This is a genomic window from Hymenobacter cyanobacteriorum, from assembly GCF_022631375.1.
In the GTDB taxonomy this organism is placed as follows: domain Bacteria; phylum Bacteroidota; class Bacteroidia; order Cytophagales; family Hymenobacteraceae; genus Hymenobacter; species Hymenobacter cyanobacteriorum.
The window spans coordinates 595,717-610,703 of the sequence record NZ_JALBGC010000004.1 but is presented as its reverse complement, the minus strand read 5'-3'; the positions used below and the strand labels follow the sequence as shown (position 1 = coordinate 610,703).

11 protein-coding genes are annotated in these 14,987 nt (G+C 61.0%); 5 read left to right on the top strand and 6 right to left on the bottom strand.

The annotated features are described in order from the left end of the window. Positions 1 to 52: 52 nt before the first annotated feature. Positions 53 to 1,054: a chemotaxis protein CheB gene (locus MON38_RS16845; protein WP_241937315.1), complete on the top strand. Its 1,002-nt coding sequence runs from the start codon at positions 53 to 55 to the stop codon at positions 1,052 to 1,054. A gap of 48 nt (positions 1,055 to 1,102) precedes the next feature. Here the strand turns inward: MON38_RS16845 and MON38_RS16840 are convergent, their stop codons facing one another. Next, the gene (locus MON38_RS16840; RefSeq protein WP_241937314.1) at positions 1,103 to 1,486 is read right to left on the bottom strand and encodes an STAS domain-containing protein; all 384 of its coding nucleotides are present in this window, start codon (positions 1,484 to 1,486) and stop codon (positions 1,103 to 1,105) included. A gap of 523 nt (positions 1,487 to 2,009) precedes the next feature. Between MON38_RS16840 and MON38_RS16835 the strand changes: the two genes are divergently transcribed. The 3 genes from MON38_RS16835 to MON38_RS16825 all read left to right on the top strand — a co-directional run bounded on the left by MON38_RS16835 (position 2,010) and on the right by MON38_RS16825 (position 5,302). After that, positions 2,010 to 2,381: a DoxX family protein gene (locus MON38_RS16835; RefSeq protein WP_241937313.1), complete on the top strand. Its 372-nt coding sequence runs from the start codon at positions 2,010 to 2,012 to the stop codon at positions 2,379 to 2,381. A 184-nt stretch (positions 2,382 to 2,565) separates the two neighbouring features. Further along, on the top strand, positions 2,566 to 4,365 hold the full coding sequence (locus MON38_RS16830) for an ABC transporter ATP-binding protein (protein ID WP_241937312.1): 1,800 nt from the start codon (positions 2,566 to 2,568) through the stop codon (positions 4,363 to 4,365). A 97-nt stretch (positions 4,366 to 4,462) separates the two neighbouring features. Then, entirely contained in the window at positions 4,463 to 5,302 is an 840-nt protein-coding gene (locus tag MON38_RS16825; RefSeq protein WP_241937311.1) for an alpha/beta fold hydrolase, read from the top strand. Between the two features lie 143 nt (positions 5,303 to 5,445). On the opposite strand, the gene MON38_RS16820 is transcribed toward MON38_RS16825, so the two are convergent. The 5 genes from MON38_RS16820 to tsaD all read right to left on the bottom strand — a co-directional run bounded on the left by MON38_RS16820 (position 5,446) and on the right by tsaD (position 9,874). After that, positions 5,446 to 6,513, bottom strand: a complete 1,068-nt coding sequence (locus tag MON38_RS16820) for a fatty acid desaturase family protein (protein WP_241937310.1) — start codon at positions 6,511 to 6,513, stop codon at positions 5,446 to 5,448. Positions 6,514 to 6,598: 85 nt separating this feature from the next. Then, on the bottom strand, positions 6,599 to 7,093 hold the full coding sequence (locus tag MON38_RS16815) for an HNH endonuclease (protein WP_241937309.1): 495 nt from the start codon (positions 7,091 to 7,093) through the stop codon (positions 6,599 to 6,601). A 232-nt stretch (positions 7,094 to 7,325) separates the two neighbouring features. Next, positions 7,326 to 8,117, bottom strand: a complete 792-nt coding sequence (locus MON38_RS16810) for a C40 family peptidase (RefSeq protein ID WP_241937308.1) — start codon at positions 8,115 to 8,117, stop codon at positions 7,326 to 7,328. Between the two features lie 79 nt (positions 8,118 to 8,196). Then, the gene (gene smpB / locus MON38_RS16805; RefSeq protein ID WP_241937307.1) at positions 8,197 to 8,655 is read right to left on the bottom strand and encodes an SsrA-binding protein SmpB; all 459 of its coding nucleotides are present in this window, start codon (positions 8,653 to 8,655) and stop codon (positions 8,197 to 8,199) included. 205 nt (positions 8,656 to 8,860) lie between these two features. Further along, entirely contained in the window at positions 8,861 to 9,874 is a 1,014-nt protein-coding gene (tsaD, locus tag MON38_RS16800) for a tRNA (adenosine(37)-N6)-threonylcarbamoyltransferase complex transferase subunit TsaD (RefSeq protein WP_241937306.1), read from the bottom strand. Between the two features lie 381 nt (positions 9,875 to 10,255). On the opposite strand from tsaD, the gene MON38_RS22910 reads away from it, so the two are divergent. Beyond that, on the top strand, positions 10,256 to 14,869 hold the full coding sequence (locus tag MON38_RS22910; RefSeq protein ID WP_241937305.1) for a translocation/assembly module TamB domain-containing protein: 4,614 nt from the start codon (positions 10,256 to 10,258) through the stop codon (positions 14,867 to 14,869). Positions 14,870 to 14,987: the final 118 nt, after the last annotated feature.

Sequence of the window (14,987 nt, the reverse complement as noted above, 5' to 3'; positions counted from 1 at the left end):
TATGCAGCACTAACCGCCGTAGGAATACTCCCTCGTTCTCTTTCGATTTCCCATGCCCGCTCCTTCTCATCTGATTGTCGTGGGCACTTCGGCCGGCGGCATGCCTGCCCTGGTCCAGTTCGTGGCCCAACTGCCGGCCACGCTGCCCGCCGCCGTACTGGTGGTGCAGCACTTCGCCCCCGACTCCGACGGCCAGCACCTCGTCGACCGCCTGGCCGGCCACACCGCCCTGCCCTGCCGCCTGCCCGCCGATGGCGAACTCATCGAGGCCGGCACCCTGTATTTGGCCCCGCCCGACCGCCACCTGCTGGCCAAAGACGGCTCGGTGGCCCACCTGCTCGTCACCAAAGGCCCGCGCGAAAACCACTACCGCCCCTCGGTCGATGCGCTGTTCCGGTCGGCGGCCGTGGCCTTCGGGGCGCGCACGGTGGGCGTGGTGCTCACCGGCATGCTGCACGACGGCACCGCCGGGCTCGAATTCATTAAGCGCTGCGGCGGCATTGCCATTGTGCAGGACCCCGCCGATGCCGAATTCCCGGGCATGCCCCAAAGTGCCCTGCAAAACGTGGCCATCGACTACGTGGCCCCGCTGGCCCAGATGGGCCGCCTGCTGGACGAAATCATCGGCACGCCCCTCGGCCGTGCTCCCGAAATCCCCGCCGACCTGAAGCAGGAAGCTGCCATCGCCGAACGCGTCGTGAGCCTGGGCACCATCGAAGAAGCCAACCGGCTGGGCCACCTGGTGCCCCTCACCTGCCCCGACTGCGGCGGCAACCTCTGGGAGCTGAACGAAGGCAAGGTGCTGCGCTTCCGCTGCCACACCGGCCACGCCTTCACCGCCGATGCCCTGCTCCTCAACTCGCAGCAAACGCTGGAAGAAACGCTCTGGGTGGCCCTGCGCATGATGGAGGAGCGCAAAAACCTGCTCGGCAGCATGGCCGCGCGCGGCGAAACCCCGTACTCGGCGCAGCAAACCGAGCGGCTGGAAGAAGTCACCAGGCACGTCAACCGCCTGCGCGAGTTCCTGCTCAACGGCAGCAGTTCCGAGAACTAAGCGGCGAGCGAATAACCCGGTACGACTGTGCTGATATACATCTGAAAGTTAGTGGTGTACCAGCAGCCGCGCCCGCGCCTCGGCCCGCAGCGTAGCCGGGGCCTGCCGGGCGGCATCGAGCAGCGTGGGCACAATGCGCGGCGTGGGGCCCAGGTGCTGCGCCAGCAGCACCTTTTTCACCGGCTCGGCCACGTGCACCAGCACCAGGCGCGCAAACTGCTCCTGCAACTGGTAGTGAGAATCCCACAATAGGCGGGCTGCTTCGTTCGACAACTCCTCGAGCATGCTGCAATCAACCCATACTTCGGGCTTGCCGCTGCGCTCGGCGCAGCGCAGCCGGTGGGCCAGGGCTGCTTCGGAATGCTCATCCGAGCCGGGAGCGAGGATAATGAGGTAGCTATCAGGCAATAACTCGTGGAAAACTGTTGTCATATCGTAGGGTGGGCTGACGAGCAGCAAACTGGGTGGTAACAGAGGCAGGAATTATCAGGCGAACGACTGTATAAAAATAATTATTTCCGACACAAATTTCGTAATATTTAATCGAATTTTAACCTGAACAAGTACGGGTTCTATCAGAGATAAATACTGACATTTCACCTGTCCTAAATCCTAACACGCTTTTAACCAATACCCGCCAAGCCGGCTCCCGCCCGCTCCGTCCCGAAGCAGGCAGAAGCCGATAAAGCAGGAACCGGCTCTCCACCACGATACCCGGCCCCGGCAGCCGCCGGCTACATCACCGCCCTAGCTGCCGCCGCAAAGCGCCCGCGGCTCAGGCCGAGCAATCCGCGTCAGCCGGTATTTTTCCTCCGTGGCAGCCCGGATGCCGGGGCCCCGGCTGGCAACCCGTAAAGTATTCGGGCTCGCCAACCGTCTGCCGCAGGCAGTTACCTGCGCAGCTATTCGCTACTTTGGGGGCCTGAACTCATTTTCACCCTTTTCCTGATTCCTTATGAGCCCTTCCGTACGCAACATCATCGCCTGGATTTTGCAGGCCCTGCTGGCCGCCATGTTCATCTTTTCCGGCGGCCATAAGCTGATGGACCTGGCCGGCACCACCAAAATGTTCGAAAGCATGGGCATGCCCGGCTGGTTTGCCGGCCTCATCGGCGGGGCCGAAGTGCTGGGCGGTATCGGCCTGCTGGTGCCGCGCACGGTGCGCCTGGCTGCCATGGGCCTCATCATCATCATGATTGGCGCGGTGTATATGCACGCTGCTAAAATCCCCGGTGGCCTGGCCAAGGGCGTGCCGGCCATTGTGTGCCTGCTGCTGCTGGTAGTGGTGCTGGTGCTGCGCAGCCGCACCGAAGCCCGCGCCGTGTAGGCTGTCATTCCGATGCAGGAGGAATCTGGGATAATAGCTTCAACGGCATAACCCAGATTCCTCCTGCGTCGGAATGACAGCCTACCTCCCGGCTGCCAGCCGGGCCTCCTCCCAAACCATTGCCGCCCGGCCGGGTTGCTTGCCTTCTGGCCGGCCCGGCCGGGCTACTTGTGTATTCCCTTTCATGAAAATTCTGTATAGCTACCTGCGCAACTACTGGCCGCTGCTGGTGCTGGCCCTCGGGCTGGCCGCCATCAACCAGGTGTTCTCGCTGCTCGACCCGTATTTTTTCCGTCAGCTTATCGACCACTTTGCACCCAAGGATGCCAGCCTAGCTACCTTGGCTGCTAGTGTACGCGAGGTGCCATTCTGGCCTTTTTTCTGGATGGCGCTACCATTTATACTGAAAATGCTAGGCGCGGCAATGGTGTCGCGCATCGCCAAAAACTTCCAAGACTATTACGTTAACGTCATTACCCAGCAGCTGGGGGCGAAGATGTATGCCGACGGCCTGCGCCACTCGCTGGAACTGCCCTACCAAGTGTTCGAAGACCAACGCTCGGGCGAGACGCTGGGCAAGCTTCAAAAGGTGCGTATTGACGTTGAAAAGCTCATCCAGAGCTTTGTGAACGTGTTGTTTACGGCATTGGTAGGCATCATTTTCGTGATGTGGTACGCCATTACGGTGTATTGGCCCATTGCAGTGGGCTACTTCCTCACCATTCCGCTGCTCGGTATTTTAAGCTTCTTTTTAAGCAAGCGCATCAAGGTTATTCAGAAGACCATCGTGGCCGAAACCACGGCCTTGGCCGGCTCCACCACCGAGAGCTTGCGCAATATTGAGCTCATCAAAAGCCTGGGCCTAGCCCAGCAGGAAACCGAGCGTCTGAACGCTACCACCAGCAAAATCCTCAAGCTGGAATTGCGTAAGGTGCGCTACCTGCGCTCGCTCAGCTTCGTGCAGGGCACGTTTGTAAATTTGCTTCGCAACATTATTGTGCTGCTGCTGCTGTATCTGCTGGTGCAGCACCACATTAGCCTGGGGCAGTTTTTCTCCTTCTTCATCTACTCGTTCTCCATCTTCGGGCCGCTGCAGGAATTGGGCAACATCATCGGCGTGTACCGCGAAACCGAGATTTCGCTGGGCAACTTTCAGACGATTCTCGACACGCCCAAGGACGTGAAGCCGGCGCACCCCAAGTCGGTAGCGCACATCGAAAACCTGGCTTTCGACCACGTCAGCTTCCAGCACCTCACGGCCAAGGGCAAGGCACTGTCCAACATCTCCTTCGGGGTGAAGCTCGGCGAAACCATTGCCTTCGTTGGCCCCTCGGGCTCGGGCAAAACCACGCTCGTGAAGCTACTGGTGGGCCTCTACCCGCCCCTCTCCGGCGAGATTCGCTACAACGGCATCCCCGGCTCGGAAATAGACCTGGATGAGCTGCGCGAGCAAATCGGCTTCGTGACGCAGGACACCCAACTGTTCGCCGGCACCATCCGCGAAAACCTGCGCTTCGTGGCCCCCAACGCCACCGACGAGGAATGCCTGCACGCCCTGCACCAGGCAGCGGCCGATACGCTGCTGGCCCGCGCCCCTCTCGGCCTCGATACCGTCATTGGCGAAGGCGGCGTGAAGGTTTCGGGCGGCGAAAAGCAGCGCCTCAGCATTGCCCGCGCCCTGCTGCGCAAGCCCACGCTCATGGTGTTTGATGAAGCCACCTCGGCTCTGGATTCGCTCACGGAAGAGGAAATCGGCAAGACGGTGCGCGAGCTTTCCGGCTCGCGCCAGCACATGACCATCCTCATTGCCCACCGCCTCAGCACCATTCTGCATGCCGACCGCATCTTCGTATTGGAGCGCGGCCACATTGCCGAGCAAGGCGGCCACGCCGAGCTGCTGGCGCAGAAAGGCCTGTACTACGCCATGTGGCGCCAGCAAATTGGCGAGCGCAAGGAGCCCGAAACCTCGGCGGCACTGGCTTAGCACCGGGCAGCAAAACCTTGGCATTGCGCAACCCTGCCCGCCGGCCGGGGGTAAGAGGGAAGTGAATACTCTTTCACCTCAACTACTCTTCCATCTCATGGCGCATATCAAGGCAGGCAACGACAAGGCCGGGCATCCGGTTAATATTTTCTACGAAGACTGGGGCCAGGGTGCGCCGGTCGTGCTCATCCACGGCTGGCCCCTCGACCATACCATGTGGGAGCATCAGGCCGTGGCGCTGGCCCAGGCCGGCTACCGAGTTATTGCTTACGACCGCCGCGGATTCGGTCGCTCGTCGCGCCCCTGGGGCGGCTACGACTACGACACGCTGGCCTCGGACCTCAACGCCCTGCTTACTGAGCTTGACCTGACCGGTGTGACGCTGGTGGGCTTCTCGATGGGCGGCGGCGAAATTGCCCGCTACATCGGCAACTACGGCCAGCAGCGTGTGGCCCGCGTGGCCTTCGTCAGCGCTGTGACGCCCTATATGCTCCAAACCACCGACAACCCCGACGGCGTACCGCAAAAGGTGTTCGACCAGATGCACGAAGGCATCAAGAAGGACCGTTTCGCTTTCCTCGAAGGCTTTGCCAAGGACTTCTACGGCCAGAGCCTCATCAGCCACCCCGTAAGCCAGGCCGTGCTGAACTGGAACCAAACCGTAACCACGCTGGCCGCCCCCAACGCCACCGACGACTGCGTGACCTCGTTCTCGGGCACCGATTTCCGCGACGACCTAAAGAAAATCACCGTCCCCACCCTCGTCATCCACGGCGACAAGGACCAGACCGTACCCTTCCCGGTGAGCGGCGAGCGCACCGCCAAAATGGTGGCCGGCGCTGAGCTGAAAGTGTACGAAGGCGCGCCTCACGGCCTCTTCTTCACCGACAAAGACGAACTAACCAAGGACTTGCTGGCCTTCGCAGGCGGTAAGTAATTGGTCGGTTCCCGCACCAAACAAAAAGCCCCGACGTAGTTGGGGCTTTTTGTTTGGCGAACGGAGTAGAGACGCATAATTGCGTCTTGTCGTTAGCGCCGTTCCTACGTTCTCGTTCAACGACGAGACGCAATTATGCATCTCTACGCGGCGCGACCCATCTGGCGCAGATACATCACGTGCGACAGCATGGCCGTGCGAGTGTGCTTGTAGTTGTTGTAAGTAACGTCAAACTCGGCGCAAACCTGCTGCACGATTTTGCTGATGGCCGGGTAGTGCACGTGCGAGATTTTCGGAAACAGGTGGTGTTCAATCTGGAAGTTGAGGCCGCCTACCAGCCAGCTCACCACTTTGTTATCGGTAGCGAAGTTGGCGGTAGTGCGCACCTGGTGGATGGCCCACTCGTCTTCGAGCTTGCTCGTGACGGCGTGAGGCACCGGGAATGCAGCATCTTCCACGGTATGGGCCAGCTGGAACACCATGCTCAGCACTAGGCCGGCTACGGCCGTGCTCAGCATAAAGCCTGCAAACCAGGGCCAGAAACCCACAAAGTAGATGGGCAGGGCCACGTACAGCACCAGATTCAGGGCCTTGAAACCCCAGAAGCTCACGTGCTCGCCGGTGTTCATCGGCTTAAGGCCGATGGCTCCAATCTGGCGCGAGAAGTACTTCTGGTAGTCCATCGCGAAAATCCAGGAGATGTAGAGCATGCAGTACAGCGCCCAGAAATAGAAGTGCTGGTAGCGGTGCAGGGCGTGCTTGGGCTGGTCGGGCGTCATGCGCATCCAGGGCTGGATGTTGATGTCGTCGTCGTGGCCCTCGATGTTGGTGTAGGTGTGGTGGATGAGGTTGTGCTTGGAATTCCACATGTAGGGGCTACCGCCGAGCACGCCCAGCGTGTAAGCGGCCAGCTTGTTCACCCACGGAAAGCGTGAGAAGCTGCCGTGTGCCCCGTCGTGCATCACATTGAAGCCGATGGCCGCAATTACGCAGCCCAACAGCGCGCATTCGAGCAGCGCCCACAGGGCGGGCGGCGTGAAGAACACCAGATGCACGTACAGGCCAACCATCACGCCGACCAGTAATACGGCCTTGAAAAGGAGGCTGAAATCGCCCGTCATTCGCTGCCCCGATTCTTCGAAGTATTGATTGATTCGAGTTTTGAGCTCGGTGTGAAACGAGCGGGTAGCAGCAAAGCGGGGAAGGGCCATAGGCAAGGGGTTGGGGGGATGGTGAGCCGTAAAGGTACCCTCCCCCAACGCCATCGGCCTGAACTTAGTTGGCTTAGGCCAAAACTTAATTCAAATAGGCGTGCCAGTTCTGGTCAATCGTGCCCGCCGACAGGCGCAGGAAGCCGGCCAGCGTAGGCTTTTTGGGCTGCTGCCGGATGGTCAGACCCGCCTCATTGGGCGTGTGGTGGCCTTTGGCGTGGTTGCAGCGGGCACAGGCCGTGAGCAGGTTCGTCCACGAAGATTCGCCGCCGCGCGAGCGGGGCAGCACGTGGTCGAGCGTCAGGTTTTTGGTCGAGCCGCAGTACTGGCACTCGAAATGGTCGCGCTTGAAGATGTTGTGGCGGCTCAGGGCAATGCCTTTGTAGGGCACGCGCACGTAGCGCTGCAAGCGGATGATGCTCGGCTTGGGGTAAGCCTGCGAAATCGTGCGCAGTGTGCCGTGCTCCGACTTCGCCACCATCTCGGCTTTATCCAGAAACAGGAGCACAAACGCCTTCTGCACGCTGCACAGGGTGATGGCGGTATAGTCGCCATTCAGCACTAACACTTTTTGGTCCATACACGCTTTTGGGTTCGGATAACCCGCCGAAAGCTAGCGGTTTCCGACCAGATAAACAAGCAGGTAAGGGTTAAGTTCAGCGCGGTAGCGGCTGAACTTAAGCAATGTCATGCAGAGCGCAGCGAAGCATCTCGCCCGCCACCAGTAAACCTGTTGATTGGATTAGTGGTGGCGGGCGATATGCTTCGCTGCGCTCTGCATGACGTTCTTCTCTGTTAGTCTACCCCCGCTCCTACTCCGGCAGCAGGCGCTTTATCAGGCGCAGCTGATGCGAATACTTCTGGCGGTCGCGGTTGAAGATACCGTTGTGGTCGAGCGGGTCGAGGCGCACTTCGCCGTGGGCGTGCAGAATCTGGCCCTCGTCCAGCACCATGCCTACGTGCACGATGCGACCTTCGGCGTTGTCGAAAAAGGCGAGGTCGCCGGGCTTGGCCTGCGTCACGAAATGCACCGGCCGGCCATGGTCGACCTGCTGGCGGGCATCGCGCGGCAGTTGAATGCCAATTAAACCGTACAACTGCTGGCACAAGCCCGAGCAGTCGAGGCCAAAAATGCTTTTGCCGCCCCACACGTAGGGCGCTTTCAGGTACATGAGGCCGATTTTGCGCAGCAGGGCCACTTGGCGCGCTACTTCCGTAGCGGCCGTCGGGTTGGTAGCGGTGCCGTTGTAGAAGTACGACTTGTCGCCCATGCGCACGTTCATGCCGTCGAAAAACGGCAGGCGGCAGCCCAGCGTGAGCGGAATTTTGGTGGTGGCATCGCTCACGGCCTGCACCACGTCGAGGGCGCGGGGGTGGTCCTGGGCGTTCCAGGCGGCGTAGTACTCGGGCGAGACGGGCGTGTGCTGCTTGAAATCCATCCAGCCCACGTAGTCATCGGCGGCCAGCTTAATCTGGAACCAGCTGCCCTGCGTGGCCAGCACCTGGTAGCATTCGCCGAAGAGCAGCTGGGTAACAAGCTCGGCCCGGTCGTTGGGCTCGGCGCGAACGGGGACGGCGCTGAGCGCGCAGATGCCGGGATTCAAGTGGTAAGTTGGTAAATGAGTAAATGAGTAAATGCAAAGAACGGCAGCAGCGCCTTTACTCATTTACTCATTTGCTATTTTACATCCGCTCCATGTCGCGCTTCTGGGCTTTTTCTTTGAGGTCGTTGCGCTTGTCGTAGAGCTTTTTGCCCTGGGCGAGGGCAATTTCGATTTTGGCAAAGCCGCGGTCGGTCACGAACAAGCGCAGCGGGATGATGGTCAGGCCCTGGTCAACGCTTTTGCCGGCCAGCTGCTTCAGCTCGCGCTTATTTAGCAGCAGCTTGCGGGCGCGCATGGCGTCGTGGTTGTTGTAAGTGCCTAAGGAATAGGGCGCGATGCGAATGCTGTGAATCCAGAGGTCGCCGCGCTGGTCGAAGGTGCAGTAGCCGTCGGTCAGGTTCACGTTGCCCTCGCGGATGCTTTTTATTTCGGTCCCTTGCAGCATCACGCCCGCATCGTACTTAGCCAGGAACGTGTATTCGTGGCCCGCGCGGCGGTTTTTGATGTTGATGATGACGGGTTTAGCTTCTTTGGCCATTGGGCTAGTGGTCGGTTATTCGTGGTCAGTTGCTAGGCTAACGGCGGCGGATAGGTCGGCAAAGGTAGGCTCGTTCGAGCACGGGATGTTTTAACAGAACGTCATGCTGAGCGCAGTCGAAGCATCTCGCGTGCAGCAGTAAACGAATTACTACTGCGGTAGAGATGCTTCGGCTACGCTCAGCATGACGGCCTTTACTAAGTTCCTACGTCAGCTTCAGGCGCGGGTTGGGGCTGGTGAGCTGGTCGGCAAAGTCGCCGGCCTCGTACTGGAAGTGCGCCGTCATGGCCACCATGGCGGCATTGTCGGTGCAAAACTGAAACTCCGGGATGAACACCTGCCAGCCCTGGACTTCGGCCTCGGCCTCTAATGCAGTGCGCAGGCCCGAGTTGGCGGCCACGCCGCCGGCCAGCGCCACCTGCGTGAGGCCGGTATCGGTGGCGGCGCGGCGCAGCTGGCGCAGCAGCGTGGCCACGATGGTGTGCTGAATGCCGGCGCAGAGGTCGGTCAGGTTTTCCTGCACAAAATCGGGGTTGGCGGCGGTTTGCTTTTTCAGGAAGTAGAGCACCGCCGTTTTCAGGCCGCTGAAGGAGAAGTCGTAGCCGGGCATGGCGCCTACCGGGAAGGCGAAGCGCAGCGGGTCACCCTGCCGGGCCAGCTTGTCGAGGTGCGGGCCGCCGGGGTACGGCAAGCCGAGCAGCTTGGCCGTTTTGTCGAACGCCTCGCCGGCGGCATCGTCGATGGTTTGGCCGATGACGTCCATTTCCAGCGCCGACTTCACCACCACCAGCTGCGTGTGGCCGCCGCTTACCGTCAGGCACAGGAACGGGAATTGCGGCTTGGGGTCGCGGATGAAGTGGGCTAGGATGTGGGCGCGCATGTGGTTCACGGCCAACAGCGGCTTATCGAGCGCCAGCGCCAGTGTTTTGGCAAACATGCCGCCTACCAATAAGGAGCCCAGTAGGCCGGGGCCCTGGGTCACGGCCACGGCATCGAGGTCGGCCTTGGTGATGCCGGCCTGCTTGAGCGCGGCCGTGACGACGGGCAGCAGGTGTTGCTGGTGGGCGCGCGAGGCCAGCTCGGGCACCACGCCGCCGTACTGCTCGTGCACTTTCTGGGTAGCCACCACGTTGCTCAGCAGCTCGCCGCCGGCCAGCACGGCCGCGCCGGTGTCGTCGCAGGATGATTCGAGGGCGAGAATGATGGGATGAGCGGGCATGGGGTTTAGAACAGAGAAAACAGAAAAAATGCGGTCATGCAGCGCGCAGCACAGCATCTTTCTTCGTCTGTCATCCTGAGTGCAGCGAAGGACCTTATTATGCTTGAACGGCTTGTTCTTACGGGATAAGGTCCTTCGCTGCGCTCAGGATGACAGACGAAGTGGGAAAGCAAGCGGTGTTGCATGACGGGCAGACAGCACAAGCTGCCACCGTTTGGCCCAACCCTTGCGGGGGCGCAAAGTTCGGCCGTAGTTCCCGAACCTGGTTCGGGCCCCGGCCGTTCCAGTTGTTAGCTCAACATAGGCGTTTGGCCTAACCCGCTAAAAAGCCGCAACTTTGCGGATTCTCCGCCTTTTTCGTTTTCCCCCACTCCTGCCCCGGTGCGTCGTTTCCTTGCCGTTTTGCTGAAAGTACTGCTGGGCCTCGGGCTGCTGCTGGTGCTGGCCGTGGTGGGGACGCTGCTGGCGCTGCGGGTGCCCAGCGTGCAAACCCGCATCGCGCACGAGGCCGCCGACGTGCTCACCAAAAAGCTGGGCCAGCCCGTCACGATTGGCAGCGTGGATATTCGGCCCTTTTCCAGCGTGCTGCTGCAGGGCGTGCGGGTGCAGGACCGGCGCGGCGGCGAGCTGTTCAGCATCGGGCGGGCCGATGCGGACATTTCGTTGTTTTCGGTGTTCGACCCGCGCCACCTGCACGTGGGCACGCTCACGCTGAACGAGCCGCGCTTTGTGCTGCGCAACCTGCCCGGCCAGCCCGATACCACCACCTTCAGCCAGTTTATGCGGGCCGTGAAGCGGCTCATCGGGCCTTCGATGGATACGACCAAGTCGGCCCCATTCGATTTTCAGGTGGCGAAGGTGGCGCTGCGCAACGGCTACTTTGCCATCCAGAAAGACGATGTGCCGCGGTCGAAAACCTACGGCAAGAGCATCGACTACGACCATCTGGTGGCCGACAGCATCTACGCCGACGTGTCGAACATCCACCTCGGCGACACGCTGGCGCTGCGCATCAGCCAGCTGCACGCCGTGGAAACGCCTTCGAAAACGCGGCTGCGCGAAATCACGGCTGACATGACGTACGGGCCGCATTTCTGGGAATTCAAGAATTTGAATCTGCGCGTCGGGCGCAGTCAAATCAAAGACTACGTGCGGTTTGAATTCCGGGTATTCACCAATTTCGTCGACTACAATGACTCGATGAAGACCATTGCGCGGCTGCGAAATTCGAAGGTGTATTCGGAGGACATTGCCAGCTTCGCGCCGCAGCTCAGCGAGTTGCACGAGTCGGTGGCGCTGTCGGGCGATGCCTCGGGCTATGTGCGCAACTTCAAAGTGAACAACCTCGATTTGCGCTACGGCTCCGGCACGCACATCGTGGCCAAGCGCGTTTATGCCGACGGCCTGCCCAACTACAAGGAGAGCTTTTTCGATTTTCGCCTGCTGCCCTCGGTGGTGGAAGCCCGCGACCTGAAAAAGTGGCTGCCGGCCGCCGCCAACAAGATGGTGCAGCCGCTGGGCCACGTGAAAGTGCAGGGCCAGCTGCTGGGTTTCTACAGCGACTTCGTGGCCAACGCCTCGTTCGATACCGCCCTGGGCTTCGTGGCGACGGACGTCAACCTCAAGACCAAAACCGACCTCACGCACGCCGCTTACGAGGGCACGGTGCGCAGCAATTCCTTCCAACTGGGCAAATTTCTGGGCGATGAAAGCATCATTCGGGACGTGACGCTGAACGGGCGGGTGGCCGGCACGGGCTTTCTGCCGGCGTTTGCCACGGGCAAGGCCAAGCTCACGGTGCCTGCCATCTGGCTGAACGGCTACCGCTACCGCAACATCACGTTCGATGGCGACTTCCGGCCGCAGCATTTCAACGGGCACGCCAGCATCAACGACCCGGCCGTGCGGCTGGTGGCCGATGGCCACATCGACCTCGAGCGCAAGCACGAGAACATGGACGTGCAAACCAAAATTGACTACGCCAACCTGCGCACGCTGGGCCTGCTGAGCCAGCCGCTGACGGTGAGCACCACGGCCAACGTGAAGTTCAAGGGCGTGCAGCTCGACTCGCTCATCGGCTACGCCTACCTGCGCCACTCGCGCTTCGGGCTCGATGGCCGCGTGCTCAAGCTCGATACGCTGGATGTGGTGAGCACCCGCAACCGCCTGAACCAGCGCCGGGTAACCATCCGCTCGGAGGCGGTGAATGCCAGCGTGGCCGGCACCTTCAACACCTCCGACGTGGTGCGCGACGTGGAAACGCTCATCACCGAATACCGCCTCAATTTCGAGAGCAACGCCGCCGCCACGGCCGCCTACTACCGCCGCAAGCAGCAGCGCACGCTGCCGGTGTATCAGGTTGACTTACTGCTCAATCTGAAAAAGCCCAACCCGGTGCTGCAGCTGTTTGTGCCCGACCTGGAGGTGGCCAACGGCAGCCGCATCGACGGCTCGTTCCGGAGCGGAACCACCAGCATTTTCCAGCTCGGCGGGCACTTGGACAGCCTGCGCTACGGGCCAGTGCGGACGGTGAACGACGATTTCGACTTCCTGACTTCCAAGCTGCCCTACCAGCCCGATATTCTGGCCCAGGCCAGCATCACGAGCGACCGGCAGGTGCTGCCGGGGCTGGGCCGCACCGAGAAGTTCATTGTGGAAGGCGTGTGGGACCAGCAGCACATCAACTTCTCGACCTCGCTGGCCCAGACGGGCACCACCAACCGCGCCACCATCAACGGGGCGCTGGGCTTTTTGCCGCGGGCGGTGGAGGTAATTTTCCGGAAATCGGACGTGCACTTGCTGGATAAGGACTGGACCATTGCCGACAACAACTCGGTCACGATTTCCAATTTCGGCAAGGAGTTCGACATCAAGAACTTAACGTTCAGCAACGGCGAGCAGTTTGTGAGCGCGCAGGGCTTCATCTCGCCCGATGCGGCCAAGCCACCTTTGCAGTTGCAAATCAAGGATTTTGAGCTAGCTAACCTGAAAACCCTAACCGGCCAGAACCTGGCTGGCCGCCTGAACGCGCAGGGCACGGTAAGTGGCATCTACGGCCCGCTCACCATTGCCAGCACGCTGGGCGTGGACTCGCTGAAATACGACAACACGCTGATTGGCCAGGTGGCGGGCCGCGCCGACTGGGACAACGCCGCCGGCAAGCTGCGCACCAACCTCGACGTGGCCCGTAACGGGCAGTCAGTGCTCACGGTGCTGGGCGACATTGCGCCGGGCAGCAAAACCAACCAGTTCAACCTCACCGGCACGCTCAATGATGCGCCCATTGTGCTGGCGCAGCCATTTCTGGGCTCACTGTTTAAAAACATCAGCGGCACGGGGCGCGGCGAACTGCGCCTTACGGGCATGTTTGCCTCGCCAAATTTGCTCGGGGCGGTGGACGTGAGCAACGGCCGCCTCACCTTCGTGTACCTGGGCACGACGTACACGTTTGCCGACCGCATCAGCTTCACTAACAATTCGATAGAATTCCGCAATGTGAAGCTGCGCGACGTGCTGGGCAATACCGGCACCGTCGATGGCATTGTGCGCCACCAGGGCTTCCAAAACATGAGCTTAGATATTGCGGCGAACTTCCGCAAGATGCAGGTCCTCAACACCACCCGCAAGGACAACGAGCTGTATTTCGGCACGGCCTACGCCACCGGCACGGCCCGCGTGACGGGCCCGACCGACGACCTCGACATTACGGTGCGGGCCAGCAGCGAGGCCGGCACCCGCGTGAGCCTGCCGCTCGACAACGCCGCCAAGGCCGAGAAAGCCAGCTACATCAAGTTCGTGAACAACAACCCGTTGCTGGACACCGCCCGCACCAAAAAAGCTGTGGTGGCGGTCAACAACAAAGTGGACCTGTCGGGCATCAAGCTGAACATGAACCTGACCATCACGCCCGAGGCCTACGTCGAGATTCTGCTCGACGAGAGCACCGGCGACGTGATTCGGGGCTCGGCGGCCGGGCAGCTGCGCCTGGCCATCGATACGCGCGGCGAGTTCAACATGTACGGGCAGGTGGAGATTGTGCGCGGGGCTTATAACTTTACCCTGCAGGGCCTGGTAAACAAGGAGTTCGTGGTGCGTCCGGGCGGCATCATCTCCTGGAACGGCGACCCGCTGGCCGGCGAAATGAACATCACGGCCACTTACACGCAGCGCACGTCGCTGGCCCCGGTGCTCGAAAGCGGGGCCTCGGGCAGCGTGGCCGTGGTGCCCGTCACGGCCGTGATGAACCTGACCGGACCGCTGCTGCTGCCCGCCATCAAGCTTAACCTCGAATTCAACGATGCGCCCGGCACTTTGCAGGGCGATTTGGCTGCCTTCACCGCCTCGCTGCGCAACGACGAGCAGGAGCTGAACCGGCAGGTATTCAGCCTACTGGTGTTCAAGCAGCTGTCGCCGCGTGGGTCGTCGCTGGGCAGCACCATTTCCATTAAGGGGCAGGATAATACGGTGTCGAACAGCCTAGGGCAGATTCTAAGCACACAGTTGGGTCTGCTCACTTCGCAGATTGACCAGAACCTGGAAATCGATTTTAATATCAACGGCCTCACGGCGCAGCAGTTGCAGGCGCTGCAGGTGCGCCTCAGCTACTCTTTTCTGAACGGCCGCCTGCGCGTGACCCGTGAGGGGGGCTTCACCAACAACCCCAACCTGGTGAGCCAGGGCACCACTACCGGCACCACGCCCACCACCGCCAACACCGCCGGCCAGGCGTCCCTGCTCGGCGACCTGAGCCTGGAATACTACCTGCGCGCCGATGGCAAGTTCCGGGCGAAGCTGCGCTACGAAACCACGCCGCGAGATTTGGAAACCATCAACCAGCCCCGCGCCGGTTTCTCACTGCTCTACACCGAGCAGTTCAACACGTTCGGGGAGCTGTTCACGCGCCTGATTCCGAAGCGCAAGGAGCGTAATACGCAGAAGGCCCGTGAGAACAAGGAGGTGCTGAACGTGGAAGACGACCCGCGGACGACGCTGTGATGCGGCGGCATTACAAACACAGTGGAACGTCATGCTGAGCGCAGCCGAAGCATCTCTACCGCACAACGCAATTAGTTACTCCTGCGGTAGAGATGCTTCGGCTGCGCTCAGCATGACG

Bases quoted from the DNA above. Each gene is read 5' to 3' on its own strand.
- MON38_RS16845 (WP_241937315.1), top strand. From the start codon at position 53: ATGCCCGCTCCTTCTCATCTGATTGTCGTGGGCACTTCGGCCGGCGGC.
- MON38_RS16840 (WP_241937314.1), bottom strand. From the start codon at position 1,486: ATGACAACAGTTTTCCACGAGTTATTGCCTGATAGCTACCTCATTATC.
- MON38_RS16835 (WP_241937313.1), top strand. From the start codon at position 2,010: ATGAGCCCTTCCGTACGCAACATCATCGCCTGGATTTTGCAGGCCCTG.
- MON38_RS16830 (WP_241937312.1), top strand. From the start codon at position 2,566: ATGAAAATTCTGTATAGCTACCTGCGCAACTACTGGCCGCTGCTGGTG.
- MON38_RS16825 (WP_241937311.1), top strand. From the start codon at position 4,463: ATGGCGCATATCAAGGCAGGCAACGACAAGGCCGGGCATCCGGTTAAT.
- MON38_RS16820 (WP_241937310.1), bottom strand. From the start codon at position 6,513: ATGGCCCTTCCCCGCTTTGCTGCTACCCGCTCGTTTCACACCGAGCTC.
- MON38_RS16815 (WP_241937309.1), bottom strand. From the start codon at position 7,093: ATGGACCAAAAAGTGTTAGTGCTGAATGGCGACTATACCGCCATCACC.
- smpB (WP_241937307.1), bottom strand. From the start codon at position 8,655: ATGGCCAAAGAAGCTAAACCCGTCATCATCAACATCAAAAACCGCCGC.
- tsaD (WP_241937306.1), bottom strand. From the start codon at position 9,874: ATGCCCGCTCATCCCATCATTCTCGCCCTCGAATCATCCTGCGACGAC.